At 65.6% G+C, this 25,995-nt stretch carries 20 protein-coding genes, 1 tRNA gene, 1 other RNA gene and 1 pseudogene; 12 read left to right on the top strand and 11 right to left on the bottom strand.

From position 1 onward, the window contains the following. Positions 1-50: 50 nt before the first annotated feature. Positions 51-521, bottom strand: coding sequence for a hypothetical protein (locus NYR97_RS05950; RefSeq protein WP_316697071.1), 471 nt, complete (start codon positions 519-521; stop codon positions 51-53). A 156-nt stretch (positions 522-677) separates the two neighbouring features. Between NYR97_RS05950 and NYR97_RS05945 the strand changes: the two genes are divergently transcribed. The 3 genes from NYR97_RS05945 (at position 678) to NYR97_RS05935 (ending at position 2,738) form a co-directional block, all read left to right on the top strand. Further along, a complete protein-coding gene (locus NYR97_RS05945; protein ID WP_205393428.1) occupies positions 678-1,637 on the top strand; it encodes a pyridoxal-phosphate dependent enzyme in 960 nt (319 codons plus the stop codon). Beyond that, positions 1,622-2,239: a YdcF family protein gene (locus NYR97_RS05940; protein ID WP_205393429.1), complete on the top strand. Its 618-nt coding sequence runs from the start codon at positions 1,622-1,624 to the stop codon at positions 2,237-2,239. The genes NYR97_RS05945 and NYR97_RS05940 overlap by 16 nt, the downstream gene beginning before the upstream one ends. A gap of 79 nt (positions 2,240-2,318) precedes the next feature. Further along, positions 2,319-2,738 (top strand): nuclear transport factor 2 family protein, encoded by a 420-nt coding sequence (locus NYR97_RS05935; RefSeq protein ID WP_006451967.1) that lies wholly within the window; start codon positions 2,319-2,321, stop codon positions 2,736-2,738. A 216-nt stretch (positions 2,739-2,954) separates the two neighbouring features. Here the strand turns inward: NYR97_RS05935 and lpxO are convergent, their stop codons facing one another. Next, positions 2,955-3,860, bottom strand: coding sequence for a lipid A hydroxylase LpxO (lpxO, locus tag NYR97_RS05930; RefSeq protein WP_210762770.1), 906 nt, complete (start codon positions 3,858-3,860; stop codon positions 2,955-2,957). A 98-nt stretch (positions 3,861-3,958) separates the two neighbouring features. Between lpxO and NYR97_RS05925 the strand changes: the two genes are divergently transcribed. After that, positions 3,959-4,033: non-coding RNA, sX9 sRNA (locus tag NYR97_RS05925), on the top strand. A 174-nt stretch (positions 4,034-4,207) separates the two neighbouring features. Here NYR97_RS05925 and bioC read toward each other — a convergent pair. From bioC to bioB, 5 genes are all read right to left on the bottom strand, one after another. Then, entirely contained in the window at positions 4,208-5,092 is an 885-nt protein-coding gene (gene bioC / locus NYR97_RS05920; protein WP_316697070.1) for a malonyl-ACP O-methyltransferase BioC, read from the bottom strand. Positions 5,093-5,459: 367 nt separating this feature from the next. After that, entirely contained in the window at positions 5,460-6,242 is a 783-nt protein-coding gene (locus NYR97_RS05915; RefSeq protein ID WP_316697069.1) for an SDR family oxidoreductase, read from the bottom strand. Positions 6,243-6,285: 43 nt separating this feature from the next. After that, on the bottom strand, positions 6,286-7,047 hold the full coding sequence (gene bioH / locus NYR97_RS05910) for a pimeloyl-ACP methyl ester esterase BioH (protein WP_210763445.1): 762 nt from the start codon (positions 7,045-7,047) through the stop codon (positions 6,286-6,288). Positions 7,048-7,322: 275 nt separating this feature from the next. Next, a complete protein-coding gene (bioF, locus tag NYR97_RS05905) occupies positions 7,323-8,528 on the bottom strand; it encodes an 8-amino-7-oxononanoate synthase (RefSeq protein ID WP_316697068.1) in 1,206 nt (401 codons plus the stop codon). 97 nt (positions 8,529-8,625) lie between these two features. Then, complete coding sequence (gene bioB / locus NYR97_RS05900) at positions 8,626-9,660, bottom strand: biotin synthase BioB (RefSeq protein ID WP_316697067.1); 1,035 nt, start codon at positions 9,658-9,660, stop codon at positions 8,626-8,628. Positions 9,661-9,709: 49 nt separating this feature from the next. Between bioB and NYR97_RS05895 the strand changes: the two genes are divergently transcribed. After that, the gene (locus tag NYR97_RS05895) at positions 9,710-10,435 is read left to right on the top strand and encodes a ComF family protein (protein ID WP_316697066.1); all 726 of its coding nucleotides are present in this window, start codon (positions 9,710-9,712) and stop codon (positions 10,433-10,435) included. 376 nt (positions 10,436-10,811) lie between these two features. Here the strand turns inward: NYR97_RS05895 and ubiA are convergent, their stop codons facing one another. Further along, positions 10,812-11,717 carry a 4-hydroxybenzoate octaprenyltransferase gene (gene ubiA, locus NYR97_RS05890; RefSeq protein WP_316697065.1) on the bottom strand — a complete coding sequence of 302 codons (906 nt, stop codon included), beginning with the start codon at positions 11,715-11,717 and terminating at the stop codon, positions 10,812-10,814. A 278-nt stretch (positions 11,718-11,995) separates the two neighbouring features. Between ubiA and NYR97_RS05885 the strand changes: the two genes are divergently transcribed. From NYR97_RS05885 to NYR97_RS05875, 3 genes are all read left to right on the top strand, one after another. Then, positions 11,996-12,072: transfer RNA gene (locus NYR97_RS05885), tRNA-Arg, on the top strand. Between the two features lie 120 nt (positions 12,073-12,192). Next, positions 12,193-12,552: a JAB domain-containing protein gene (locus NYR97_RS05880; protein ID WP_425613040.1), complete on the top strand. Its 360-nt coding sequence runs from the start codon at positions 12,193-12,195 to the stop codon at positions 12,550-12,552. A 66-nt stretch (positions 12,553-12,618) separates the two neighbouring features. Continuing rightward, on the top strand, positions 12,619-13,302 hold the full coding sequence (locus tag NYR97_RS05875; RefSeq protein WP_316698057.1) for a thermonuclease family protein: 684 nt from the start codon (positions 12,619-12,621) through the stop codon (positions 13,300-13,302). Positions 13,303-13,518: 216 nt separating this feature from the next. Here the strand turns inward: NYR97_RS05875 and NYR97_RS05870 are convergent, their stop codons facing one another. Then, the gene (locus tag NYR97_RS05870; protein ID WP_316697064.1) at positions 13,519-13,860 is read right to left on the bottom strand and encodes an HPF/RaiA family ribosome-associated protein; all 342 of its coding nucleotides are present in this window, start codon (positions 13,858-13,860) and stop codon (positions 13,519-13,521) included. Positions 13,861-14,212: 352 nt separating this feature from the next. Here NYR97_RS05870 and NYR97_RS05865 point away from each other — a divergent pair, with 352 nt between their 5' ends. Together NYR97_RS05865 and NYR97_RS05860 are read left to right on the top strand one after the other, a co-directional pair. Beyond that, a complete protein-coding gene (locus NYR97_RS05865) occupies positions 14,213-16,636 on the top strand; it encodes a DUF3772 domain-containing protein (protein WP_316698055.1) in 2,424 nt (807 codons plus the stop codon). 685 nt (positions 16,637-17,321) lie between these two features. Continuing rightward, positions 17,322-18,246, top strand: a pseudogene (locus NYR97_RS05860) (IS110 family transposase). A 713-nt stretch (positions 18,247-18,959) separates the two neighbouring features. On the opposite strand, the gene NYR97_RS05855 reads toward NYR97_RS05860, so the two are convergent. Next, entirely contained in the window at positions 18,960-21,068 is a 2,109-nt protein-coding gene (locus NYR97_RS05855) for a phosphoglycerol transferase I (RefSeq protein WP_316697063.1), read from the bottom strand. Between the two features lie 380 nt (positions 21,069-21,448). Beyond that, positions 21,449-23,173, bottom strand: coding sequence for an ABC1 kinase family protein (locus NYR97_RS05850; RefSeq protein WP_205393452.1), 1,725 nt, complete (start codon positions 23,171-23,173; stop codon positions 21,449-21,451). A 129-nt stretch (positions 23,174-23,302) separates the two neighbouring features. On the opposite strand from NYR97_RS05850, the gene NYR97_RS05845 reads away from it, so the two are divergent. Further along, positions 23,303-24,244 carry a DUF808 domain-containing protein gene (locus NYR97_RS05845; RefSeq protein WP_316697062.1) on the top strand — a complete coding sequence of 314 codons (942 nt, stop codon included), beginning with the start codon at positions 23,303-23,305 and terminating at the stop codon, positions 24,242-24,244. Positions 24,245-24,670: 426 nt separating this feature from the next. Continuing rightward, complete coding sequence (locus NYR97_RS05840; RefSeq protein ID WP_316698053.1) at positions 24,671-25,975, top strand: glycoside hydrolase family 10-like protein; 1,305 nt, start codon at positions 24,671-24,673, stop codon at positions 25,973-25,975. The last annotated feature ends 20 nt before the right edge of the window (positions 25,976-25,995 follow it).

Below are 25,995 nucleotides of genomic sequence, written 5' to 3'. Positions count from 1 at the left end.
CAATCTATCCATTTGTGGGCCGCGTCGCAGTCAGCAACTCAGGGGATCTGCTAACGGGTATTACGGGGTGCGGTCTGCTGCTGAATCTGCCGGATCACCCGTGGCGGCGCACCGATGCGTGCCGGCGGCCGCGACGGCGGAGCGCCGGTTGCCGGTGGACGATTGGGCTGCGGCGGACGTGGGACATTGGGGCGGGGACCGTTCGGACGCGGGCCATTGTGGTACGAGCCGTTCGGGCGCGGCGGTCGGTATTGTGGGCGCCGATCGTTCTGCCGGTAGTAGTAGCCGCCACCGCCGCGATAGACCGGATACACCGGGTAGTCGTACAACCCGATCGAACCGGCGCCATAGGGGTTGCCGTACGGATTGCCGTAGAAATACGGCGAGTAACCAGGCGGGTAGCGATACTGCACGGCCGGAGCGCCACGGTAATAGCCGCCCGACCCACCGCCGGTGTAGTCGTAAGTCGCGCAGCCGCTCAAAGCCAGTAGCCCGGCGACGAAGATCAGACGGAATTTCATGGATGGTGCCCTCCTGCAACCATGGTGCCACTTTCGAACCGATGCATTGAATCGGTCCTTAACTGTGTCGCTATGTGGCGCTTTTTCATCGATCCAGCATGCGCGGGAATTGTGCGCGCAACCGTGAAGAGTGGGGGATACGTTAATCTTGCGGGCATGATCGAGACGGTTTCTCTTGCCCATTCCGACGTCCTGCAAGCCGCTGCGCGCATCGCGCCGCAGTGCGCGCCGACACCGTTGCTGACTTCGCACAGCCTGGATGCGCTCTGCGGCGCGCAGCTGTTCTTCAAGGCCGAACACCTGCAGCGCAGCGGTGCGTTCAAGTTCCGTGGCGCCTGCAATGCGGTGTGGTCGTTGCCCGAGGAGCTGGCCGCGCGTGGCGTGGTCACGCATTCGTCCGGCAACCACGGCGCCGCCTTGGCGCTGGCCGCGCGCACCCGTGGCATCGGTTGCCATGTAGTGGTGCCGGAGGGTGCGGTGGCCGCCAAGTTGGCCAATATTTCCCGGCACGGCGCCACGCTGTGGCGCTGCGCACCGACCATCGCCGCGCGCGAGCAGCTGTGCGCGGAAGTGCAGGCCAGCAGCGGCGCGACGCTGGTCCATCCCTACACCGATCCGGCCGTGATCGCCGGGCAGGGCACCGCCACGCTGGAACTGTTGCACCAGAGCGGCGGCCTGGACGTGCTGGTGGCGCCGGTCGGCGGCGGCGGGCTGGCTGCCGGCGCGGCCTTGGCGCTGCAGGCCGCGCCGGGTTGCGCACTGGTCCTGGCCGAGCCCAGCGGCGCGGCCGACACCGCGCGCTCGCTGGCGGCAGGCGAGCGCCTGGTCGATTTTGTCCCCGACACCATTTGCGACGGCTTGCGCGGCACCCTGGGCGCGCCGAATTTCGCGCTGTTGCAGGCGGCCGGCGCGCAGGTGATCACTGTGGACGATGCCGCGGTGGTGCAGGCGATGCGGCTGATCTGGCAGGTGCTCAAACAAGTCGTGGAGCCGTCCTCGGCGATTGCGCTGGCGGCGGTGCTGGCCGAGCCGGCGCGCTTTGCCGGGCGCCGGGTCGGGCTGATCCTGTCCGGCGGCAATATCGATCTGGACGCGCTGCCATGGGCTGCGGCGTGAGCAGGCGCTCGCGCGGGCTCGGCCTGTGGGGCTGGGGCTGGCGGTTATGCATGCTGGCGGCGATCTGGCTGGTGGGCGTGGCGGGCTGGATCGTGTGGATCGGCGACCGCGACCAGGCCGCGCCGGCCGATGTGATCATCGTGCTGGGCGCGGCCGCCTACGACGCGCGGCCTTCGCCGGTGTTCGAAGAACGCATCCGGCATGCGCTGGATCTGTACGCGCAGGGGTATGCGCCGCGGCTGCTGTTCACCGGCGGCTTCGGCAATGGCGCACGCTTTGCCGAGTCGCAGGTCGCGCGGCGCTATGCGCTGCGTCACGGCATTCCGCCGGAAGCGATCGTGATCGAAACCGAATCACGCACCACCCGGCAGAACCTGCAGCAGGCGCGCGCGCTGATGGAGCGCCACGGCATGCATCGGGCCATCATCGTCAGCGACCCGCTGCACATGGCGCGCGCGCTGCGGCTGAGCCAGGAGCTGGGGGTGGATGCGCTGGCCTCCTCCACCCCCAGCACGCGCTTTCGCAGCTTCCACACCAGCTGGCGCTTTCTGCTGCAGGAGGTCTATTACTTCCACCGCGACCTGGTGGTGCAGGGCGCCTGATGCCGGGTCTGCAGCGTGCGATGACGTTGCAGTGCAAGACGCGCTCTATGATGCGGCTTTCCCAGCGGCAGGTTCGAGCATGAGCGAGAGCAATCGGCAACGCGCCACCGGCCTGGTCCAGGCCTACTACGAAGCATTCAACCGCGGCGAGTGGGACGCCATGTTGGCGTTCCTGGCCGACGATGTGGCGCATGACCTCAATCAGGGGCCGCGCGAGATCGGCCGGGCGGAATTCGCTGCCTTCCTGCAACGCATGAACGACAGTTACCGCGAGCAGTTGCGCGACATCGTGATCACCGCCAACGACGACGGCACCCGGGTTGGCGCCGAGTACGTGGTGCACGGGGTCTACCACACCACCGACGAGGGCCTGCCGGAGGCCAACGGGCAGACCTACGTATTGCCGGGTGGTGCGTTCTTCGATGTGCGCGACGGCAAGATCACCCGCGTCACCAACTACTACAACCTGCAGGAATGGATCGCACAGGTCTCGCGCTGATTGCATGGCCGGCACGGGCTAGACCTGCGTAGGAGCGCACCTGGGCGCGATGAGGCGCTACCGGGAATGCCTGGTCGTGCCCGGGTGCGCTCCTACGTGGTTGGTGCGGTATTGCGGCCGGACCTATCCCTATGTAGGAGCGCGCTTGCGCGCGATAAGGCTTTCTCGGTAACGCTTCATCGCGCGCAAGCGCGCTCCTACGCGGGTGGTCCGGAATTACAGCAACACGATGCCGACCACTACCAGCACGAAGATGCCCCACTTGAGGATCTGGTACAGCGGGTTGTTGCGTTCCTTCAAGGCCTTGGCCTTCAGGCGGCCGGCGTAGAAATAGCGGAACACGCGGTTGATGCCGCCGGTCTTGTCGCCTTCCTGATTGGGCGAGGCGCCGGCCGAGAGCAGGCTGCGGCCGACGAAGCGGTTCACCGCCGCCGCCCAGCGCCAGCGCATCGGGCGCTCGATATCGCAGAACAGGATGATGCGGTCCTGATCGGTATCGTTGCGCGCGTAGTGGATGTAGGTTTCGTCGAACATCGTCCATTCACCATCGCGCCAGCTGTGACGCTGGCCGTCGACGTCGATGAAGCAGCGGTCGTCGTTGGGCGTGGCCAGGCCCAGATGCAGACGCATGGACCCGGCGAACGGATCGCGGTGCGGGCGCAGTTCGCTGCCCGGCGGCAACTCGGCGAACATCGCCGCTTTCACCGTGGGGATGGACTTCAGCAAGGCGGTGGTCTGCGGGCACAGTTCAGACGCCGACGGGTGCGCGGTGCCGTACCACTTCAGATAGAAGCGCTTCCAGCCACGGCGAAAAAACGAGTTGAAGCCGATGTCGGTGTAGCCGTCGGCCGCGCGGATCTTCTGCATCTGCTGCAGGGCCACCGCTTCGTCGCGGATCAGCGACCAGTTGGCGCGCAACGGGGCCAGTTCCGGAAATTCCTTGCCGGGATCGATGAATGGGGTGGTCGGCACCCGCGAACACAGATACATCAGCGTGTTGATCGGTGCCATGAAGGTGGAATGGTCCAGCAACTGCCGGCTGAGCCGGTGCCGCACGCGACCGCGGTAATGGATGTACAGCGCCGATGCGATGAACAGCGCGATGATGAGCCACTTCAACATGGAGAAGGCCAATTAGGGAGCGGGGGCCGCAAACGCAAGAGCGGGATCAAAACGATGGTGCAGTGGCCGGGCGGGCGCTGCCGGTGCTCGGAACCTGCATGTACTTGCACGCACACCGGTTCCTCCGCGCCGTCTGTACGCACCTGACGACTGCTTGCCACGTTTTGTCAGCCACTCTGCTGGTTGAGGCGTTGAACAAGGTGAGCCGTCACAGGAACATGCGGCCGTTAACGACTGAATTCTACCGGGTGTCGCCGCCGAGCCTGACAGGTCGGCATTGGCATCGGCCCAAGATTGTGTGTCTCACCGGCAGCAGGTGCATTGCGGCCAGCGATCTGTACCGCCGCTCAGTCGATGCGGCGGCGGATCGGGATCGAGGCCAACGGTACCCTGGCGATGTCGTGCCCTTGTTCGCGAATGGGCGCGCCCGGTGCCGGCGCCCAGGCGTGCGCGTAGATCACTTCCCAGGAACTGGGCAAGGTGCCGTCGGGCCGCCGTAACGGCTCGTACGCGGCGCTGGCGGCGGCGAAGCGACCGCGTCCGGTCAGGGTGGCGCGGCGATCGCTGAGCGCGTTGGTGGCGCCCATCGCCCGCAGTTCGCGCATCAAGGCGGGCAGGTCGGTGTAGGTCAGCGTAAACAGGTCGCGGTCCAGCACCGGGTCGCGGAAGCCGGACATCAGCAGGGCATCGCCGAACTGCGCGATCGGCGGAAACCGGCTGACGTGCGGGGCCGGGTCGGCCTGGGCGAAGGCTTCGCGCAGTTCGATCAGCGTCTCCGGGCCGAAGGTGGAGCACAGCAACAGCCCGCCCGGTCGCAGCGCGCGGCGGAAGCCGGCGAACACCGCCGGCAGGTCTTCCACCCATTGCAGGCACAGATTGCTGAAGATCACATCCACGCTGCCGTCGGCCACAGGCAAGGCGCGCGCATCGGCGCAGACCTGTGCGAACGGTTTCCACCAGCCGGCGGCCTTGCGCGCCTGGCGCAGCATCGGCATGGCCTGATCGAGGGCGATCACCTGCGCCTTGGGCCAGCGTTTCTTGATCGCGCCGCTGGCATGGCCGGGGCCGGCGCCGACATCCAGCACCACCTTGGGCAGCTGGTCGTCAAAGTAGTCGAGCGATTCGAGCAGGCGCGTTTCCGCTTCGCGCTGCAGCGCGGCGGCGGCGGCATAGCTGCTGGCGGCACGCGCAAAGGCGCGCCGGACGTGGCGGGGGTCGAAAGTACTGTTCATTGCGTCGCTATTGTCGCCGCTGCGCGCGGCGGAGGGAATCGATGTGTTGTGCGAGAAGGCATTCGGGCTGGGCGCTGCGCAGGTGGTCATACGGCATTGGCCGGGGCTGGAGGCTCGAGCGATGTGCACTGTGTGTTGCCAAGCAGACATCAGACAGCGGTAGAGATCGCCGCGTTGATTGCAAGGCGCGGTGCCTTGACGCACGGAATCGGTATCTCGCTGCACGCCCGCCGCTGTGCGCATTTGATCCGTGCCCGCCTGCCGTTTGCTGCGTTCGCGCGACGTGGACCGAAGATGCGCTGCAGGGTGTGGGGTATGCAAGCCGCCATGCGATGTGTCACAGCTCGCCTGAGGCGATGCGATTTGGCTAGAACGTGCCGGGATAGCTGCCGCCGTCGATCAGCAGGTTCTGCCCGGTGATGTAGCCGGCCTGTGCGCTGCACAGGAATGCGCAGGCAGCGCCGAATTCGTCCGGCTCGCCGAAGCGCCCGGCCGGAATGCCCGCACGCTTGCGTTCGGCGACGTCCTCGGCGGTGCCGCCTTGCTGTTGCGCGATCGCGGCGAAGTTGCCGCGAAGCCGGTCGGTGGCGAACTGGCCGGGCAGCAGATTGTTGATGGTGACGTTGTCGGCGACCGTGCTGCGCGCCAGCCCGGCGACGAAGCCGGTCAGGCCTGCGCGCGCGCCGTTGGACAGGCCGAGGATGTCGATCGGCGCCTTCACCGCGCTGGAGGTGATGTTGACGATGCGGCCGAAGCGCCGCGCGCGCATCGCATCGAGGCTGGCGCGGATCAGTTCGATCGGCGCCAGCATGTTGGCATCCAGTGCGCGCAACCAATCGTCGCGTTCCCACTGCCGGAAATCGCCGGGCGGCGGGCCGCCGGCGTTGTTGATCAGGATGTCGACCTGCGGGCAGGCGGCAAGCGCATCGGTGCGTCCTTGCTGGGTGGCGATATCGGCCACCACGCTGCGCACCTCGCCGGCACCCGGCAGCGCGCGCAGCGCATGGGCGGACCGCTCCAATGCATCGCGGCCGCGCGCGACGATCACCACGTTGACGCCTTCGCTGGCGAGCGCGCGTGCGCAGCCCAGCCCCAAGCCTTTGCTGGCGGCGCATACCAACGCCCAGCGTCCGGCGATTCCCAAGTCCATGCGCTGCTCCTCGATCAGTGAGTTGGCATGATCGGCGATCCGCTCACGGTACGGACGCAACGAAGCGTTGCAGCGCCTCGGCGACCTGATCGGCGTGGCCGAGAAATGGCGCGTGTCCGCCGCCGGCGATGGTGAGTGCTTGCGCGTGCGGGGCCAGCGCCGCGGCTGCGTGCATGCCGGCTGCCGGAACCAGGCGATCGCGTTGGCCGGCAATCCACAGGCTGGGGCGGGCCAAGTGCGGCAGCGCGCGGCGCAGGTCGGTGCGTTCCAGCAGGCTCAGGCCTTGTTGCAAGGCGTCGGCGGCCGGTTCGCCGCGCGCAACCAGCGTCTCGCGCAGGCTGCGCAGCTCGGCGCGGGCATGCGCCGAGCCCAGCGTGTCCAGCGCCAGAAAGCGCTCCAGGGTGCCGCGATAATCGCGCGACAAGTCCTGGCCGAATTGCACGAACACCTCGCGTTCGACCGCCTCCGGCCAATCGTTGCCACGCACGAACCGCGGCGTGGCAGCGATCATCGCCAGCCCGCGTACCTGCGGTTGGGTGGCGGCGGCATGCAGTGCGAACAAACCGCCCAACGACCAGCCGATCCACACTGCCGGCGGTGTGGCCGCAGCGATCGCGGCGACCACGTACGGCAGCGCCAGCGGCGTGCTGTCGTCGCGGCTGAAACCGTGCCCGGGCAGATCCACCAGATGCAGTTGATGGTGCGGCGCCAGCCGCTCCACCAGCGGTGCAAACACGCCGCCGTGTAGCGCCCAGCCGTGCAGAAGAACCAGCGCAGGCCCGTGGCCGATGACTTCGATATGCATGCGCGCATTGTCGCCGATCGGCGTGCACAGATCCGCGCGGAAGGGACGGTGAGTCTTGAGTCGGTGCGTGGCGCTTGCGCGTGGCGCGTTGCCCCTGAATTCGAGCCAGTTCCGTTGCGTGCTCGCATGACCATGACCGCGCCAGCGCCACTGATCCAGCAAGTGTCAGCTGGGCGTGGACTGCGCGTTCGGCACTGCAGTGGCCGGGTGGTCCATGTCACCCCGCGTACCGGCTGCGCTGCCCGGCGGTTGCGCAGTCGTTTCGATCGCCGCCCTCAGGCGGAGGCGCGCAGCGGTTGCCGGCTCACCACATCGCGCGCCTGTACCAGGGCCTCGATCAACGCCTGCACCTGCTGCGGCGTGTGCAATGCAGACAAGGTGATGCGCAAGCGCGCCTTGCCTTCGGGCACGGTGGGCGGGCGGATCGCGCCGATCAGAAAGCCGGCCTGTTCCAGCGCAGCGGACATCGCCATCACCGTGGATTCTTCGCCGCACAGCAAGGGCTGGATCGGCGTATCGGAAGCCACCAGTTCGAAGCCATACCGGCGCGCGCCATCGCGAAAACTGCTGATCAATTCGGTCAGCCGCGCACGCCGCCAATCGTCGCGCCGCGCCAGGCGCACGGCCGCCAGGGTCGCGGCGACCTGTGCCGGCGGCAATGCGGTGGTGTAGATGTAAGGGCGCGCGGTTTCGGCCAGATGGCGCACCAGCGCTTCGTCGCCAACGACGACCGCGCCATAGCCACCGAGCGCCTTGCCCAGGGTCACCAATTGCAGCGGCACTTCGGCCATGCCGAGCCCCGCATCGGCAACGCAACCGCGCCCTTGCGGGCCGAGCACGCCCACGCCATGCGCATCGTCGACGTAGAACAGCGCTTCCTGCATGCGCGCGACCAGACTCAATGCACGCAGCGGCGCAACGTCGCCATCCATGCTGAAGACGCCATCGCTGGCCAGCATCGCCGCGCCCTCGGGTGCGCCCTTGAGCTGACGCATTGCACCTTCCACATCCAGATGCGGATACCGCCGCAGCCGGCAGCCGGCCAGGCGGGTGGCATCGAGCAGGCTGGCGTGATTGAGCCGGTCCTGCACGCAGACATCGTCTTCTTCGCTGAGCAAGGCCTGCTGTACCGCCAGATTGGCGATGAAGCCGCTGCCGAACAACAGCGCCGAGGGATAGCCGAGCCAGTCGGCGATCTCGCGTTCGAGCGTTTCGTGCGCCGTGTGGTGGCCGCAGATCAGATGCGAGGCGGTGGCGCCGGCACCATCGCGCGCGGCGGCGTCCTGCAGCGCGGCGACCACTTCGAACTGCTGCGACAGGCCCAGATAATCGTTGGAGCAGAAGCCGGTCAGCCAGCGGCCATCGATTTCCAGCCGCACGCCATCGCGCCGGCCCACCAGCCGCCGTACCCGCACCCGTTCCTGGGCCACACGCAAGGTGCGCAGCGACGAAATCCGTTCGTGCAGATCGGGGCGAGCCATGGGGGCGTTCAACGGCGGGAAGGGCCGCTAGCGTAGCGTGCCCGGCGCAGCCCGCCCAGCCGGCACCGACGGCCGGTGCCGGGCGCTGGATTCGCGGTTACGCAGCGTGCTCGCAGGCGGTGCTGCGGGTGATGTCCGCATGCACGGTGCCGGGGTGGTCGTGGTCGGCGGCGTCGACGGTGATCTGCATCGGGCGCAGGCCCAGACGCTGGAACAGGGCCTGGTCGCGTTCGGTGTCCGGGTTGCCGGTGGTCAGCAGTTTTTCGCCGTAGAAGATCGAATTGGCACCGGCCAGGAAACACAGCGCCTGCAGTTCGTCGCTCATCGCTTCGCGGCCTGCAGACAGGCGCACCATCGACTTGGGCATGGCGATGCGGGCGACCGCGATCATGCGCACGAACTCGAACGGGTCCAGTTGCTGGGTACCATGCAGCGGCGTGCCGGCGACCTGCACCAGCTGGTTGATCGGTACCGAATCCGGATGCGACGGCAGCGTGGCCAGCGCCAGCAGCAGGCCGACGCGGTGCTCGCGGGTTTCGCCCATGCCCACGATGCCGCCGCAGCAGGTCTTCAGGCCCACATCGCGCACGTGCTCCAGGGTGTTCAGGCGGTCCTGGTATTGGCGGGTGTGGATGATGGAATCGTAGTAATCCGGCGCGGTGTCCAGATTGTGGTTGTAGTAGTCCAGCCCGGCCTCCTTGAGCGCGCGCGCCTGGCCGGCGTCGAGCATGCCGAGCGTGGCGCAGGTTTCCAGGCCCATCGCCTTGACCTCGCGGATCATCGCCGCGACCTTGGGGATGTCGCGCTCCTTGGGCGAACGCCAGGCCGCGCCCATGCAGAAGCGCGAGGCGCCGGCGGCCTTGGCCTGGCGCGCCTTGGCGACGACCTCTTCGGTCTCCATCAGCTTCTGCGCGGTCACGCCGGTGTCGTAGCGCTGCGCCTGCGGGCAGTACGCGCAGTCTTCCGGGCAGCCGCCGGTCTTGACCGACAACAGCGTGGAGACCTGCACTTCCGCCGGATCGAAATGGGCGCGATGCACGCCGGCGGCGCGGTGCAGCAGCTCCGGAAACGGCAGATCGAACAGCGCTTGCAGCTCGTTGCGATCCCAGTCATGGCGTACGACAACAGACATCGGGGTTTCCTGACAGTCAGCGGCTTGGAAGCCAGGCAGTCTGGTGAGCATGCAAGAGGCTGTCAACTTCGATGAGGTGCGTTCGGTTTACAGGTGGCCGCGCCGGGTGTTGCGGTTGCTGCTGCCGAGCCTGTGTCTGGTCTGCGCGGAAGCCGGCCGCGCCGATTGCGATCTGTGCCCGTCGTGCCGCGCCGCGTTGCCCGATCACGGCCACGCCTGCCTGTGCTGCGCGACACCGTTGTACGCCTCCGATAGCGCGCTGCTGTGCGGGCAATGCCTGCAGCATCCGCCACCGCTGCAGCGCGTGCATGCGTGCTTCACCTATCGCTGGCCGGTGGATGGCTTGCTGCGGCGCTTCAAGTTTCATCAGGATCTGGCCGCCGGTCGCCTGCTCAGCGAGTTGATGGCCAAGCGCTGTGCAGGCCTGCCGCGCCCACAGGCGCTGGTGCCGGTGAGCCTGCATCGGCAGCGCTTGCGCCAGCGCGGCTACGACCAGGCCCTGGAGCTGGCCAAACCGATTGGCCGCGCGCTGCGGTTGCCCTGCCTGCCGTTATTGCGCCGCGTGCGGGCGACCGCACCGCAATCGGAGCTGGATGCGGACGAACGCCAACGCAATGTGCGCGATGCGTTCGTGGCGCGCGGCGTGTTGCCAGCGCATGTGGCGTTGGTGGACGACGTGATGACCACCGGTGCCACGCTGCACGCGGCAGCGCAGGCGTTGCGCCGCGCAGGCGTGCAACGGGTGGATGCGTGGGTATGTGCGCGTGTGCCGTGAGGCTTGGTGGCTTGCGCGTTGTAGCCTGCACCGTGTGGCTTCGCCAGCACTGTTTGATGCGACTGGTCATCAAGTCGCGAGCCCACCTAAGTCATGAAAATGACGTGCCGAAGCGACGGCGTGACCGGGTATTGGCGGAGAGCGGCACAGGGATGTGTCGCGGCGGCGAGTCAGACAGGATGTCTGACCGAGCCGAGTAGCCAATTCCCGGTCGCGCTGTCGCATCCCACCGAAGCCGGCACCTGACAAGTGGAACCATGCCGTACCCCAAACCCCGCTCCGCGCCCCAGCCCGCGTTTCGCGGGCGCTTCAAGGCGCGCAAACAGTACCTTCTCGTCCCGGGCTTAACTCGCGGCGCGATTGCCGCACCTGCCCGTCAGCGCAACGCCAGCGCCGCGGCGATGCCGACGAAGATCGCCAGGCCGACCCAGTTGTTGTGCAGGAAGGCGCGGAAGCAGGGGCCGCGTTCGCGATGGCGGGCGATGCGGAATTCGTAGGCCACCAGCAGCGCGGCGATGCCCAGCCCGGCCCAGTAGGCGATGGTGAGACCGGCACGCAGGCCCACCAGTACCAGGGCTACGAACATCAATGCATACAGCACGCCTTGTGCAACCAGATCGAACTTGCCGAACAGGATCGCGGTGGACTTGCTGCCCATGCGGATGTCGTCCTCGCGGTCGACCATGGCGTACCAGGTGTCGTAGGCGGTGGCCCACAGGATATTGGCTGCGTACAGCAGCCAGGCCAGCAGCGGCACGCTGCCCTGCACCGCCGCGAAGGCCATCGGGATGCCCCAGCCGAAGGCCATGCCCAGATAGACCTGGGGCAGATGGGTATGGCGTTTGAGATAGGGGTAGCTGGCGGCCAGGAAGACACCCGGCACGCTCAATGCCACGGTCAGCCAGTTGAGCGTGAGCACCAGCGCGAACGCCACCAGCATCAGCACCACGAAGACCCACAGCGCCTCGCGCCCGGACACCGCACCGGTGGCCAACGGACGCGATTTGGTGCGCTCCACGTGCGGGTCCAACCAGCGGTCGGCGTAGTCGTTGATCACGCAACCGGCCGAGCGGGTCAGCCAGACCCCGGCGGTGAACACGCACAACGTCCACAGCGGCGGCATGCCGTCGGCGGCCAGCCACAATGCCCACCACGTGGGCCACAGCAATAACAGGCTGCCGATCGGGCGATCGCCGCGGATCAACTGCCAGTACTGCCCCAACCGCTGCGTCCAGGTTAGCCCGGGTGCCACGGGCACGTGTTCGAAACCATGCTTGCTCATGTCGCAAAGGGTAGCAGCGCGGCTTGGATGCGGTCATGCGCCGGTTGGTGGTCGCGCTATGCGAGCCGATGCTTGCTGCAGTGACCTCGTTGTCAGCGCGTGCCGTAGAGGCAGTTGCTCATGGGGCAGCCGTGACCACAGCAGGCGGCAGACCTCAAGGACCGCCCAAATCGGGCAACGCCGAGGTTGGGGCAACACCGGGATGCTCCAGTCGCTCGGCAGCCTGCGCGGCGGGGTTTCCCGCGGGCGGCGGCTGTTCTGGCATAATGCGCGGCCAGGCGCTCGTAGCTCAGCCGGATAGAGTAGTGGCTTCCGAAGCCATTGGTCGGGGGTTCGAATCCCTCCGGGCGCACCAGATGAACCCTCCGGGGACATCCAAGAAAGTCCAAAACCCCTGAAAAATCAGGGGTTTTTTGTTGCCTGTGGGTCCTTGTGTGTCCACCTCGATTCACTCGAATCCGTCGTGATTGGGGGCATGGATGAGGGCGCTAGCCCCAGGACAGGGACGAGTATGCGGATCCACCTTCGCAGGTGCGCCGGCCTCACCCCCGCCAGACAGCGCCGGCGGCCGGCTGGTTGTTGTCCGCTCGCTCAACCCGTAGCCGACCGCAAGCTCATTGAGCGCCTGCAGCAATCACCGGACCTGCTCGACATCGGAGCGCTTGACCATCTGATCATCGGCGGCCGGAAGAACGTCAGCCTGGCGGCAAGGGGATGGGGTCGCCCTCCCTTTCGCAGCCGCTTCCCGCTACAGTGCCGGGCCGTTTTGGCACGCATCTATTGCTTGCCCAGCGATCAGGCCGACGGAGCCGACCTGACACAGCCAACCGGCTGACACGTTGCCAACAAGGCGAGCAGAAAGGACCGCGCGTTGCCGATTTTTTGAAGGAAGTTGCTGTTGATGTTGTTCAGATGTTCGCTGTTTTTTTCGCTCGCGTTTATTGCTTCATCCGTTTTCGCACAAGAGCTCAGCGGCCGCGCGACGGTGACCGACGGAGACACCATCACCGTCGCTCAAAAGCGCATCCGTCTTTGGGGCATCGATGCTCCGGAAAGCGCACAGCAGTGCACAGCCAAGGACGGGCGCGCCTGGCCTTGTGGCCGACGCTCAGCCGCAGCGCTGGACAGCCATCTGCTGGACAAAACCGTGCGTTGTGAACCGCATGACATGGATCGCTATGGAAGGGTTGTTGCGGAGTGCTTCGTCCAGGGACAGTCCCTCAACGGCTGGATGGTCCGCTCGGGTTGGGCAGTGGCGTATCGCCAATACGCCACCTCCTTCGTCGCAGACGAACGCATTGCCCAGCAGCAGAAGCGCAACATCTGGAGCGGATCCTTTCAGATGCCATCGGACTTCCGGCGCGCCAAACGCGCGTCATCGGTGAAGGCGTCATCCCACGCATCGACTGTTGTCATCGCGGGTTGCAAGATCAAAGGGAATATCTCTGGCAAGGGGAAAAAGATTTTCCACATGCCCGGTCAGCGCGACTACGAACGCACCTCCATTGCGACCGCCCGCGGCGAGCGGATGTTCTGCAGTTCCAGAGAAGCCTTGGAAGCCGGATGGCAGCCGGCAAAACGGTGATTCCGCGTTGTTGCGCAAGCGCAGGCCATCACGCATGGTTGCGGCAAGTAGTGCCGCAAACGACGGCGTCCAAGCGCCAGCTCGCTGCAGTGGCTGGTGCCTCCACCTCGCTTTAGCAAAGCGGCCCGCTGCAGTGTCACCGCAGCGGGCCGATGTCTTTTTCGGTTTGGCACGGCAGGGCGTAATGCGGCCCTGCCGTAGCTCAGATGCTCAGAGTCAGAGCATGTCCGGCGGCGGTGCGGTCGCCTTGGCGTGCTGCTTGCCGCGCGCATGTTCGATGGCGGTGCGCAGCTTGCGTGCGGCGCCGGTGACGGCGGACGCGGTGGTTTCGGCGCTATTGGTGGCCGCGATCGGCGGCAGGCCGGCGACATGCGCCTCGATGCTGCAGGTGCGATCCGCCGCGCCGCCGCGTTGACCGTTCTCATCGCGCAAATGCACTTCGACGCGGGTGATGTCGTTGGAGAAATGCGCCAGCTGGGCGGAGCAGGTCTTCTCGACATGCTGCACGACAGAGGGGTCATGCGGCACGTGCTTGTCGGTCTGGATCTGAATCTGCATAGAGTGTCTCCTTCGCGGTCATCCGCTGCGTCTGCCGTAGCGGTGACTCGATTCTGCGACAGCGCACCGTTGCCGCGAGGTGACAAGCTGCACCGCGTTCATGCGCAGGTCGGGGTGGGTGGGACGTCCATCTCCTGCGGCTGCCAGCTGTGTCGCGGCTGTCGCGCACGAACCGCCAATCGCGGATTGCCAGCCGACACTGGCGAGCTCTGCCAGACTGAATCCTCACGGCAGCAGCGATCTGCTGTACCCGAAGCAGTGGATTAAGATGCCGTCACTGCGGTAGTCCGCGCTTGTCCAATGCCTGCCTGTGTCTGAATTCCGATTTGTTCTGGGTGCCCATCGCGGCGTGTTGCGGCGTGTGCTGTTGCTGGCTGCGTTATGGATGGTGTGCGTGGGCGCCGCAGTGGCGCAGGACGACGACACGCTGCTGGAGAACGTGCAGACCCAGCTGGACAGCATGCAGAAGGTGCTGAGCCAGGCCGACACCGGCATGGACAAGGCCGATAAGGACCAGCTCGGCAAGCTGACCGACGACGTCACCGGCGCGCAGCGGCAGGCGCAGGATCTGGTGCGCACGCTGGAGCCGCCGCTGAAGGAACTCAACGTGCGGCTGGAGGGGCTTGGCGTCGCTCAAAAGAACGAACCGACCGACTTGCGCGAGCAGCGCCAGTCGCTGACCAAGCAGCGCGATCGGCTGGATGCCGAGTTCAAGCGCGCCACGCTGCTGGTCTCCAATGCCAAGGACCTGGCCGATCGGCTCGAACGCGAACGGGTGCAACGCTTCAGCGTGCAGCTCTCCACGCGTGTCGCCTCACCGCTGTCGCCGACATTGTGGAACCAGATCGCACAGCAATGGCCTGACGATCGTGCCCGTCTGCAGGCGCTTTCCGCCAAGACGGTGCAGATGGTGCAGGCGGGAACTGCAGCCAACGGCGTGGGCGGGCTGATCACCGCCGCCGTGATCGCGTTGCTGCTGGCACTCCCGCTGCGGATCTTCCTGCGCCACCTGGGGCGCCGTTACGCAGCCTCGCGTGCGCCCGGCGGACGCCTGCGACGCTCCGGGCTGGCACTGTGGTTCTTGCTGGTCGGTACGCTCAGCCTTGGGATTGCGGCGTTCGTGCTGGTTGAAGGCATCCGCGCGCTCGGCGAGCTGCCGGACGATCTGGATCAACTGCTGACCGGGTTTGTCGCCGTCAGTCTGGTGGCCGCCTTCGTCGGTTCGCTCAGTGCAAGCCTGTTGATGAAGCACCAACCCAGCTGGCGCTTGTTTCCGCTGGACGATGCCACTGTCGATCGCCTGCGCGTGCATTGCCTGGCTACCGCTGCGGTCATCTGGCTCAGCGGCATGGCCGCAAAGATCAGTGAAGCCGCAGGCAGCAGCCCTGCGCTGACGACCGCCACCGATGCGGTCGCCGCGTTGTTGTATGCGGGGTTGATCCTGTCGGCGCTGGCCGGCCTGAGCCTGTCGTTGCGGGCGCAGGCGGCGACTGCGGGCGCAGTCGATCCCGACAGCGATGCACCAACGCCGGTGGTGTCGCGGGGCGGTGGCTTCATCGTGCTGATTCGGCTGCTGGGCCATCTGGCGGTGATCTTCGCCCTGATATCGGCCTTGTTCGGCTACCTCAATCTGGCGCTGTTCGTGGAGCGGCAGATCATCTGGATCACCCTGATCTGCAGCCTGCTCGGTTTGCTGGTGGTGTTTGCCGACGATCTGATGAGCTGGATGTTCAATCCCGACGGCCGTTTCAGCCGCGCGCTGTCGCATGCGCTGAGCATCGGGAGCGGACGCCTGGTCCAGCTGGGGCTGCTGATGTCCGCAGCGACGCGGGTGCTGCTGGTGCTGTTGGGCATCGCAGTGCTACTGACGCCTTACGGAGCCAATATCAATGTGGTGACCGGCTGGGCGGAGAACATTACCCACGGCATCCCCATTGGCAAGGAACTGGTGATCACCCCCAGCGATGTGTTCAGGGCGCTGTGCGTGTTCCTGCTCGGCATGGGGTTGGTGCACGTGGTACAGCAGTGGCTGCTCAATACCTATCTGCCCAAGACCGAACTGGATGCCGGTGCGCGCAATTCGATCAGCACGGTGGCGCGCTATCTGGGCTGGTTGATCGTGGCGATCTGGGGCCTGACCGCACTGGGCCTGGATTTGAAGCGGCTCGCGCTGGTGTTGAGCGCATTGTCGGTGGGTATCGGTTTCGGCTTACAGGCGATCACGCAGAACTTCGTGTCCGGCCTGATTCTGCTGGCCGAGCGGCCTGTGAAAATCGGCGATTGGGTGCGCATTGGTGACCAGGAGGGCGATGTGCGCAAGATCAGCGTGCGCGCCACCGAAATCCAGGTCGGCGACCGCTCCACCCTGATCGTGCCCAATTCGGAATTGATCACCAAAAGCGTGCGCAACATGACGCTGTCCAACCCGATGGGGCGGGTGCAGCTGCAGTTCTCGGTGCCGCTGGAAGCCGAGGTGGGCAAGGTGCGCGACATGTTGCTGGAACTGTTCGCCGAGCACACCAAGGTGCTGGCCGAGCCGGCGCCGGCGGTGTTCATCGATTCGCTGGCCGGCGGCCACGTCAACTTCAATTCGTTCGCCTATGTCCGCAGCCCGCGCGATGCATATGGCGTGCGCAGCGAGTTGTTCTTTGCGCTGCTGCAGCGGATGGAAACCGTGGGCATTGCGCTGCAATCGCCGCAGGAAATTCGCTTTAGTCGAGCCGGTGCTGCGGTGGCGCGCGATGCAGGCGATGGCACGCCTGCATCGGAAGACTGAGCCTGCGAGTGCACGTAGTGTGCGGGGATGGGCCCCGTAGCCACGCCGTAGATCAGCTGCCGTACGACTGATCTATCCGCACTGTCCAACTGCTCCAAAATAACCGGGATGTCGAGGCTTCGCTTTGTTTGGATACAGTCAAACGATTAAGTCAAAAGCTTGGTTATTCGAGTCGAGGGTGCGGTGCCCTCACCGCTTGCGGGACACGCCGCAAGTACGTCCATGTAGGCTCGGTGGCGGCATCCATGCCGCCACACGGTCCCGCAATCGGTGAGGGCACCGCACCAGAAAGTTGGTCGGCTGCTTTCTTAAAAGCTTGTCTGTTGCTCGACCTGTATTGGGAAGATGACCGAACGCTCCGTTATCCGAACAACATGCATCGTGCATTGCTTGCACCAAGCACACCGACCATCTCGACTGGTCCTTGCCCGCCTACCGTCGCGGGACCTTACGCGGCATGGATGCCGCGTAAGAGCCTTATCTGTTCGGATTCTGGCAGTTTGGGCGTCGAGAGCCGGCGTGGGCCACCGTGAGAGCCTGGATCGTTACCGATCGTCGTGTAGCTGGGTGCCCACGCCGGTTTCTCCCCTGTATCGCCCGAACGGTTGCCAGAGTGGCCACTCGTAGACGTAAGGCTGGGCAGGCAGGGGAGCTCTCGACCCTTCAAGCCTAACGGAGTTTGCCCATGAATGGCATCGGGATTGATGTGTGCAAGGCCCGGTTGGATGTGGCCGTCTACCGCGGCCCGTGCGCGCAGTTTCACAACACCCCCGCAGGCCATCGCAAGCTAGTGTCCTGGCTGGCACAGCGCGAGGTTGGCCAGATTGTCCTGGAGGCCTCTGGCGGCTATGAACAGCGGGTACTGGATGCTTTGTTCGACGCCGGCCACCGGATCGTGCGGGCCAATGCGCACCGCTGCCATGCGTTCGCCGCCGCCGTCGGCCTGCCGGCAAAGACAGATCGTCTAGACGCGATCAATCTGGCTTGCATGGCCCACACGCTGGAGCTACGTCCCTATCAACCGATGGAGCCTTGGCGTCGACGGCTGCGCGAGTTTGTGCGTGCGCGACAGCAACTCGTGGAGCTGACAACAAGCGCGCACAACCAGTTGGAGCAGGTAACGGACACGCGCTTGCGCCGCGTGCTGCATGCCAATATCGCGCAGATGAAAAAGACCTGTGTGCGATTGGAACAGCAGATTGCCGAGCAGGTCGGCCAGCAACCGCAGTTGGAAGCAATGCGCTCGTTCAAGGGCGTCGGGGTGACCGCTGCAAGCGGTGATCGCCAGCTACCTGCCGGAGCTGGGCACCCTCGATGGGAAGACAATTGCCAAGCTGGTCGGCGTGGCTCCCATCGCCCATGACAGCGGACAGATGCGCGGCCTGCGCCGGATCCGCGGCGGGCGGATCGAGGTGCGCAACGTGCTGTACATGGCGTGCCTGTCTGCGATCCAGCACGAGCCGCGGATCCGGGAGTTTTATCGATCGCTGCGGGCACGCGGAAAGCCCGGCAAGGTCGCCATCGTGGCGGCGATGCGCAAGATGCTCGTCATCCTCAACGCACGAGCACGAGACGCTCACGCCGCAGACGTCCAAACCGTCCCGACCTGAGTGGCCATGCTCTCGATGGATCCGCCGGCTGCTGACCAGCGGCCGGCGTTCCCGTGCCAGGCTTCCACAACGGTCAGAACCCCCTCCAACAACACAGTTGCTACACGGACGTACTTGCGGCGTGTCCCGCGATGGTGGGCGGGCAAGGGCCCTGCAGCCAAGCTGAAGATCATCCGCTCTGATTGCGACGTGTCCCGCGATGGTGGGCGGGCAAGGGCCCTGCAGCCAAGCCGAAGATCATCCGCTCTGAGGGACGTACTTGCAGCGTGTCCCGCGATGGTGGGCGGGCAAGGGCCCTGCAGCCAAGCCGAAGATCATCCGCTCTGAGGGACGTACTTGCAGCGTGTCCCGCGATGGTGGGCGGGCAAGGGCCCTGCAGCCAAGCCGAAGATCATCCGTTCTGAGGGACGTAGTTGCGGCGTGTCCCGCGATGGTGAGCGGGCAAGGGCCCCGCAGCCAGGCCAAAGATCATCCGCTCCATAGCTGATCTATCAGCACCGTCCAATCATGTTGTCCAATCGTTTCAAGACGACCGAGATCTTATGGCCTTGAAGTGACCGACAAAAAACGTGGCGCGCAATTGGCAAAACCAGTGTGGACGATACGCTCAGAACCGGCATGTACGCGTGGTACATGCCGCACCGAGCAACCAGCGCCGAGCAGCCGCATCGAGCAACAGCGGCGCACGCTTGATGGCCGTACAGCGCCGCAACTCAGGAACGGTCTGCGACGGGTGTGTCCTTGACCAGTGCCAGATCGTCCACGCTGACATCTTCGGTGTAATCCAGCCAGGCGCGGATTTCCAGATCGTCCACCGCATGTTCCAGGCCTACCGGCATGCGGATGCGACCGGCCGCATCGGGCACCACCCATTGCTGGGCCAGCACGACCTTGCGTTCTGACGAGACGGCTTCCACCCAGAACGCACGCGTCGGCCGGCGCTTGGCGTACAGCTCCAGCATGTAACGACCGGCCTCGGTCTTGCGCGCAGTCTGGGTGAGCATGATCGGCTGACGCACGCGCGGGCGTGGACCTTGCTGGCTGGCATCCAATGGCGCATCGACGGCGATGCCGCGGGTCAGGTCCGGATCGCGATACAGCTTCATGCTCTGCTGGCGATCGACCACCAGCGCGCACCAGTCGCCGTCGGCCGAGCCGTCTTCGAATGCCGTGCAGCGGTCCACGTAGGCCAGCGTGCCCTCGGCGTGGGTGCGATCGAACTGGCGCGAAGTGTTTTCCAGATAGACGGTTTTCAGATTGGTGTCCTCGTCGTATTCCAGCAGTACCGGCGGGCGTACCTGCTGCACGCCCACTACCACATCGCCATTGCCGTTGATGCACAGCATGCGTGTGCTGCGCCCGGTCCATAGCGTGCGTGCGTAGGCCAGATAACGCGGGTAGTCCTTGCCGCTGTCGCGACTGGCCGCGACGCTGGCGCTGGGCGGCGCATCGCTGGCCAGCAGCGAACGGCCGAAGCCCAGCGTGCGCATGCCCGGTTCCAGCAATTGCAGCAGCGTTGCACCCGAATCCAGTGTGCTGCCGGCGCGCGTGACCACTTGCTGCGGGGCGATATCCTTGCCCAGGAACAGCAGCAGGTTTTCGCGCTTCTGCTTGGCGAGCACGTCGCTGAGATCGTTGGGCATCGCCAGGTGATCGGAGGCGATCACGATGATGGTGTTCTTGCCGTAGCGGCTGTTGCGAATGCGCGCGACCAGCTCGCCGATCAACCGATCGCTGCACTTGATCGCATGCAACAAACCGATGTCGCCCAGCGCGCTGTCGTAGTGCTGGCCCTTGCATGCCAGTGGCAAGTGGCCGGCAGGATGGTGGGTGTCCATGGTCAGCGTGGTGAGCATGAACGGCTGGCCGGCGCGCGACAGCGTCTGGAAGCTGTCCCAGGCATCGTCCAGCAGCACATCGTCGTGCACGCCCCAGGCGGAAAAATGTTTCGGCGCCACGCCCTTGTCGCGGAAGTAGCCGACGTCGTTCACCACATCGAAGCCATGGCTGGACAAAAAACTGCCCTTGCCGGCAAAGCTGGCATCGGCACCACCAACATAGTGATTGCGGTAGCCCTGATCCTTGAGATAGTCGCCCAGACAGCGCGCCTCCGGCAGGAACAGGCCCATGCGGCCCATGCTGTTTTCATCGCCGGGCGCGGTGGTCAGCGGCACGCCGCACATCGAGGCGACCATGCCGGCAATGGTCCAGCCGCTGCCCTCGGTGGAGGTGAGGTTGCGTACGTCCACCGCTTCGGTCGCCAGCGCGCGCAGGTTCGGCATCAGGCCGGGAAACACGTCTTCGTCGAAGTAGGTGCGTTCCAGACTTTCGCCGTAGATCCACACGATGTTCTTGCGCTTCTGCAGCGGCTGCTGCGGTACCAGATATTCCGGCACCACGGTGGCGTAATCCACCGGGCGCAACTGGTAGTACAGGCGCTTGCCATCGCGATACAGCGGGCTGACCGCGATGCTGATCAGCAACATCGTCACGAACGCAGCGAACACCGCGCCACCACCGCGCGGGCGACGGAAACGCCGCACCTTGAGCAGCACCAGCGGGCTGAGCGACAGCAGCACCATGCCGATGAACACGGCGATGTAGCCGGAAAAATCGCTGACCCCGGCGCCGTCCATGTCCGCGCGCAGGTGGTACAGCGTTGCGGCGTTGATGCCATCGCCACTGAGCCGGTCGACCAGACCCCAGGCGCTAAGCAGCAGCAACAGCAACGACAGCAGGCCAGCCTTCAACCACGCCAGGCGCGGCGAGGCGACCAACAACCAAAGCAACAGCAACAACGAGAACAACAACATCCAATGCATGCGGCAGCGTCCGTGGGGGAATGATGCGAGCGCGTACCGGACGCCTTGCTCGCCTGTCCTGTGCGCCAACTGCAATGTGACACCCGGATGACGGACTATGCCGCGCTGAAGCTGACTGAAATGTTTGTTGCGTTAAGCCATGGCCGCAGCGCGTCGGATTGCACGCGCTGACGATCGCCTGATCGCGGTGGCGCTCGCTACAGATCCGCAGTATCTGCATTACGCAGTTGGCGCTTCTCGCATATCAGCGACGTCGCAATGACCCCGCACCGCCGGTTCTACTTTGACAGCTCGACGTGGCTGTCTTGGTACGCGACGCCGCGTGAAGCCATGTCGCGCCCGGGTGCGCTCCTACGCGGAGGTGTGGCCTGTATGCAGTGCTATCGGTGCCCGCGTTCCTCGCGTGCACGCACGCGGCGGTCGAAGAACAACGCGCTAAGCACGATACCCAGACCCAGGAAGACGCCGAGCAGGAACAGCACCATCGCAATCGCCGGATATCCCCACAGTTTCAGCCCGGTTTCGATGCGCATCATCTGCGCCGAGGCCATGATCAGCGCCGCCGTCACGATGCCGGCCGCCACCCGGTTGGCGATCTTCTGCAGGCTTTCCATCAAATGCGATTCTTCCAGCCCGGTGACGCGCATCTGCAGGCGGTTTTCTGCGGCCAGCGAGAGAATCTCGGACATGCGCCTCGGCCCTTCGCGCACCAGATGCTGAAGCTCCATCGCCTCGCTGGCCAGGTTGGCGGCGGACAGGGATTTTTTCAGGCGCGCACGCATCACGTGCTGCAGATGGCGCTCGACGATGCGGCGCGTATCCAGGTTGGGCGACAACGCGCGGCACACGCCTTCCAGATTCAATAGCGTCTTGCCGAGCAGGCTCAACTCCGGCGGCGTGCGCAGGCCGTTGGCGGTGGCGATGCGCACCAGATCCAGCACCACGCGGCCTTCGGAGGTGGTGTCGTGGGCGGCGTAGCGCGCGATCATCTGCCCGGTCTCGCGCTGGTAGCGGTCTTCGTCGTAATCCTCCAGCCGCGTGCTGAGCGCGATGGTCTCTTCGGCGACTTCTTCGCCACGTCCATCGACGGCGGCGAACAGCAGCTTGAGCAGGCGCTCGCGCAGGCGCGGCGGTACATGCGCGACCATGCCCAGGTCGAAGATCGCCAGGCGCCCGTCCTGCAGCACGCGCAGGTTGCCCGGATGCGGGTCGGCATGGATCTCGCCATGCACGAACATCTGGTCCAGATAGCCCTTGACCAGCTCTGCGGCCAGGTTGTCCATCGGCTGTTCGGTGCGCCGCAGGCCGGAGATCTTGTCCACGCGCACGCCTTCGGCCAGCTGCATGGTGAGCACCTTGCGGCTGCTCAGGTCCCAGATCGGTTGCGGGATCCACAGCATCGGAAACGGCTTGAGGTGCTTGCCGAAGCGCACCAGCGTTTCGGCTTCGTCCTCGTAATTGAGTTCGGCGCGCAGGGTCTTGCCGAATTCGCCCAGCCAGTCGGCAAAGCGCACGCGCCGGCCGATACCGGTCAGCCGGTCGGCGGCGGTGGCAAAGCTCTTGAGCACGTCCAGGTCCGAGCGCACCTGTGCGGCCACTTCGGGCTTTTGCACCTTGATCGCCACCGGGGTGCCGTCGCGCAAGGCGGCGCGGTGCACCTGCGCCAGCGAGGCGCAGCCCAGCGGCACCGGATCGAAAAACGAGAACGCCTTGTTGACCGACACGCCAAGTTCCTCTTCGATGATCTGGCGGATGCGCTCCACCGGCACCGAATTGGTGTTTTCCTGCATGCGCTCCAGTGCGGTGGCGAATTCCGGCGGCACGATATCCGGGCGCGTGGACAGCATCTGGCCGAGTTTGACGAAGGTGGGGCCCAATGCCTCCAGGTCGGAGACGAATTGGTCCGGGGTGCCTTCGGCAGGCACTTCGTACTCGTTGATCGCCGCCGGATCCAGGTTCATGCCGGCGAACACGCCCGAGCCGCGATAGCGCAGCAACAGGCGCAGGATCTGGGTACGCCGGCTCATGCCGCCCACCACGGCGTTATCGGCCGGAATCGCGGCCTGGGCCGGCGTGCGGGAAGGATCGTTCGGACTCAAGGCCATCTCCGGCACTCGTGCAATCGCTGAGTGTGGCCAGCCCTGGGTGGTGACGTGGTGAATCCGACGCAAGCCATCACCCCATGCGGGCGCTGGATCGGCGAGAATCCAGCGCCACCCACGAAGGACCCCCGCATGGCCGGTGCCAGCCTGTTCACCCTGCTCGACGACATCGCCACCCTGCTGGACGACGTTTCCATCCTGACCAAGGTCGCGGCCAAGAAGACCGCCGGCGTGCTCGGCGACGATCTGGCGCTCAACGCGCAGCAGGTGACCGGCGTGACCGCCGACCGCGAATTGCCGGTGGTGTGGGCGGTGGCCAAGGGCTCGCTGGTCAACAAGGTGATCCTGGTGCCGGCAGCCCTGGCGATCAGCGCGCTGGAGGCCTGGCTGCGCGGGCGCGGCTACAACATTCCGCTGGTGATGCCGTTGATGATGATCGGCGGCGCCTACCTGTGTTTCGAAGGCGTGGAGAAGCTGGCGCACAAATTCCTGCACAGCGAAAACGAAGAAGCGCAGCGGCATGCCGAACGCACCCGCGCGCTGGCCGACCAGAGCGTGGACGTGGTGGCGCTGGAGAAGGACAAGGTCAAGGGTGCGATCCGCACCGACTTCATCCTGTCGGCCGAGATCATCGTGCTGTCGCTGGGCGTGGTGGCGGGCGTGTCGTTCGGGCAGCAGGTGGCGGTGCTGGTGGCGATCGCCCTGGCGATGACCATCGGCGTGTACGGCCTGGTGGCGGCCATCGTGAAGCTGGACGACCTGGGTCTGTACCTGACCAAGAAGGGCGCAGCGTTGGCTGCGCTGGGCCGCGGCATTCTGGTGGCCGCACCCTGGCTGATGAAATTTCTCTCGGTGGCCGGCACGCTGGCGATGTTCCTGGTCGGCGGCGGCATCCTGGTGCACAACATCCCGGCGCTGCACCATGTTGTGCAGGACCTGACCAAGTCGGCCGGCGGTTTTGGCTGGCTGGTCGATGCGTTGGGCAACATGCTGGTCGGCGTGATCGCTGGCGCGATCGTGCTGGGCGCGGTGATGCTGTTCCAGAAGCTGCGCGGGAAGAAGCCAGCGCATTGACGCCGCGTCACGGCCGCCGGGTTGGGAGGGAGCTCGGCACCGGTGTGGCGTCGTTGGCTGGCGTCGGTCGAGCGCAAGGGCGATGACGTTGGCTGCCAACGATCCTCCAGTGACTGCCGGCCGTTTGCGAGTGCCCATCTGCACGATGGCGCCGCCGTTTCGGGCATTGCATCACGGCGGCTGCGTACCTGACGAAGCGAGGTTCGTGATTCCGATGTTGCGCGCGTGTTGCGGCGGTCGCCATTGCTAGGGTGTGCTTCGTGGGTGGTATCGGAATGTGCTGCACGATGGCAGCCGTGCGTAGAGACCGGGCCACACTGCAGCAGCGCGATGCAGGAGGGGTGCGTGAAGAAGACGGCTGAAGAACAAGACAGCACGCGTGCGGCGCGGCCTGCCGTGCAGCAGCCGGATCAAGCGCGCCAGGCAATGTCTGCAGCGGATCGGGATGCGGTACCGGTTGGCGGCTCCCCCGTGATCGGTCGGCGGCGCTTTCTCGGTTTGGGCTCTGCAGCAATGACTGCGGCCATCATGGGCGTTCCAGCCAGCGCAGCCACGCCATCGAGCGCTCAGATGCGCGCGACCTGGATCACCAGCGTGTTCAATCTCGACTGGCCAAGCGCCGCGTCCGCACGGATCGTCGACCCTGTCGAACGCATCGCGGTACAGCAGCGGGAATTGCTGGCAATCGTCGATCAGGCCCAGGCGCTGCATCTGAATACCCTGGTCTTTCAGGTCAAGCCCTGTGCCGATGCGCTGTACCGCTCGCGCATCCTGCCATGGTCGCCGGTCATGACCGGCGTTCTAGGCAAGGACCCGGGTTTCGACCCGCTGGCATTCCTGCTGCGGCATGCGCATGCGCGGGGCATCCAGGTGCATGCCTGGCTCAATCCCTATCGTGTTTCGACCGGCCTGGACCAGGCCACGCTCGATGCGTTTGCCACTGCGTCGACCGATTCGCCGCAGAGCGTGTATCTGCGCCACCCCGACTGGGTGGGCGTGGCGGCCAATCGGCTGGTGCTCGATCCAGGCATTCCGGCCGTGCGTCGCTGGATCTGTGGTGTGGTCGCCGAACTGGTGGCCTTCTACCACGTGGATGGGGTGCAATTCGATGACTACTTCTACACCGAATCGGCGCAGTCTCCCCTCGACGACGCACAGACCTATGCCGCCCATGGGGCCGGATTTGCCGACAAAGGGTACTGGCGCCGCGACAACACCTATCGATTGATGCGAGCGGTGGCCAGGACCATTCGAGCGATCAGGCCAGGGGTGGCATTTGGGGTCAGCCCGGCCGGGGTGTGGCGCAATCGCCAGGATGATCCGTTGGGCTCGGACACACAGGCCGGTGCGCCCGCATTCGATACCAGTTACGCCGACACCCGCCGTTGGGTTCGCGAAGAACTCGTGGACTACATCGTGCCGCAGATCTACTGGCCGCTGGCGCGCCAGGCAGTGCGCTACGACACCATCGCACGCTGGTGGGCGGACACCGTGCGCGGTCGGCGCGTGCAACTCTATATCGGCATGGCGTTGTACAAGGTCGGCACTGCCAACGCGCTGGAGCCGGATTGGACAGTGGACGGCGGTGTGCCCGAGATCGCCCGCCAGCTGGACGTGAATGCATCGCTGCCTGAGGTTGGCGGCTGCATGTTGTTTCGCCACGGATTTCTCGCTGCGGCCCAGACGCAGCAGGTGGTGGACTATCTCAGGCTGCGTTGGCAGAGCCCTTGAAGCAACTGGCAAGACGCCTG

The sequence above is a fragment of the Xanthomonas hydrangeae genome (assembly GCF_032697525.1).
Taxonomy (GTDB): domain Bacteria; phylum Pseudomonadota; class Gammaproteobacteria; order Xanthomonadales; family Xanthomonadaceae; genus Xanthomonas; species Xanthomonas hydrangeae.
The sequence above is the reverse complement of the archived record's forward strand: the minus strand, read 5'-3'. Positions and strand labels throughout refer to the sequence as shown.

What these genes read in the sequence shown, in the direction of transcription:
- NYR97_RS05945 (WP_205393428.1), top strand. Translation starts at nt 678, where the DNA reads ATGATCGAGACGGTTTCTCTTGCCCATTCCGACGTCCTGCAAGCCGCT.
- ubiA (WP_316697065.1), bottom strand. Translation starts at nt 11,717, where the DNA reads ATGAGCAAGCATGGTTTCGAACACGTGCCCGTGGCACCCGGGCTAACC.
- bioB (WP_316697067.1), bottom strand. Translation starts at nt 9,660, where the DNA reads ATGTCTGTTGTCGTACGCCATGACTGGGATCGCAACGAGCTGCAAGCG.
- NYR97_RS05855 (WP_316697063.1), bottom strand. Translation starts at nt 21,068, where the DNA reads ATGCATTGGATGTTGTTGTTCTCGTTGTTGCTGTTGCTTTGGTTGTTG.
- NYR97_RS05840 (WP_316698053.1), top strand. Translation starts at nt 24,671, where the DNA reads ATGTCTGCAGCGGATCGGGATGCGGTACCGGTTGGCGGCTCCCCCGTG.
- NYR97_RS05870 (WP_316697064.1), bottom strand. Translation starts at nt 13,860, where the DNA reads ATGCAGATTCAGATCCAGACCGACAAGCACGTGCCGCATGACCCCTCT.
- NYR97_RS05950 (WP_316697071.1), bottom strand. Translation starts at nt 521, where the DNA reads ATGAAATTCCGTCTGATCTTCGTCGCCGGGCTACTGGCTTTGAGCGGC.
- lpxO (WP_210762770.1), bottom strand. Translation starts at nt 3,860, where the DNA reads ATGTTGAAGTGGCTCATCATCGCGCTGTTCATCGCATCGGCGCTGTAC.
- bioH (WP_210763445.1), bottom strand. Translation starts at nt 7,047, where the DNA reads ATGCATATCGAAGTCATCGGCCACGGGCCTGCGCTGGTTCTTCTGCAC.
- NYR97_RS05915 (WP_316697069.1), bottom strand. Translation starts at nt 6,242, where the DNA reads ATGGACTTGGGAATCGCCGGACGCTGGGCGTTGGTATGCGCCGCCAGC.
- bioC (WP_316697070.1), bottom strand. Translation starts at nt 5,092, where the DNA reads ATGAACAGTACTTTCGACCCCCGCCACGTCCGGCGCGCCTTTGCGCGT.
- NYR97_RS05940 (WP_205393429.1), top strand. Translation starts at nt 1,622, where the DNA reads ATGGGCTGCGGCGTGAGCAGGCGCTCGCGCGGGCTCGGCCTGTGGGGC.
- bioF (WP_316697068.1), bottom strand. Translation starts at nt 8,528, where the DNA reads ATGGCTCGCCCCGATCTGCACGAACGGATTTCGTCGCTGCGCACCTTG.
- NYR97_RS05880 (WP_425613040.1), top strand. Translation starts at nt 12,193, where the DNA reads ATGGATGAGGGCGCTAGCCCCAGGACAGGGACGAGTATGCGGATCCAC.
- NYR97_RS05875 (WP_316698057.1), top strand. Translation starts at nt 12,619, where the DNA reads ATGTTGTTCAGATGTTCGCTGTTTTTTTCGCTCGCGTTTATTGCTTCA.
- NYR97_RS05845 (WP_316697062.1), top strand. Translation starts at nt 23,303, where the DNA reads ATGGCCGGTGCCAGCCTGTTCACCCTGCTCGACGACATCGCCACCCTG.
- NYR97_RS05935 (WP_006451967.1), top strand. Translation starts at nt 2,319, where the DNA reads ATGAGCGAGAGCAATCGGCAACGCGCCACCGGCCTGGTCCAGGCCTAC.
- NYR97_RS05895 (WP_316697066.1), top strand. Translation starts at nt 9,710, where the DNA reads ATGCAAGAGGCTGTCAACTTCGATGAGGTGCGTTCGGTTTACAGGTGG.
- NYR97_RS05850 (WP_205393452.1), bottom strand. Translation starts at nt 23,173, where the DNA reads ATGGCCTTGAGTCCGAACGATCCTTCCCGCACGCCGGCCCAGGCCGCG.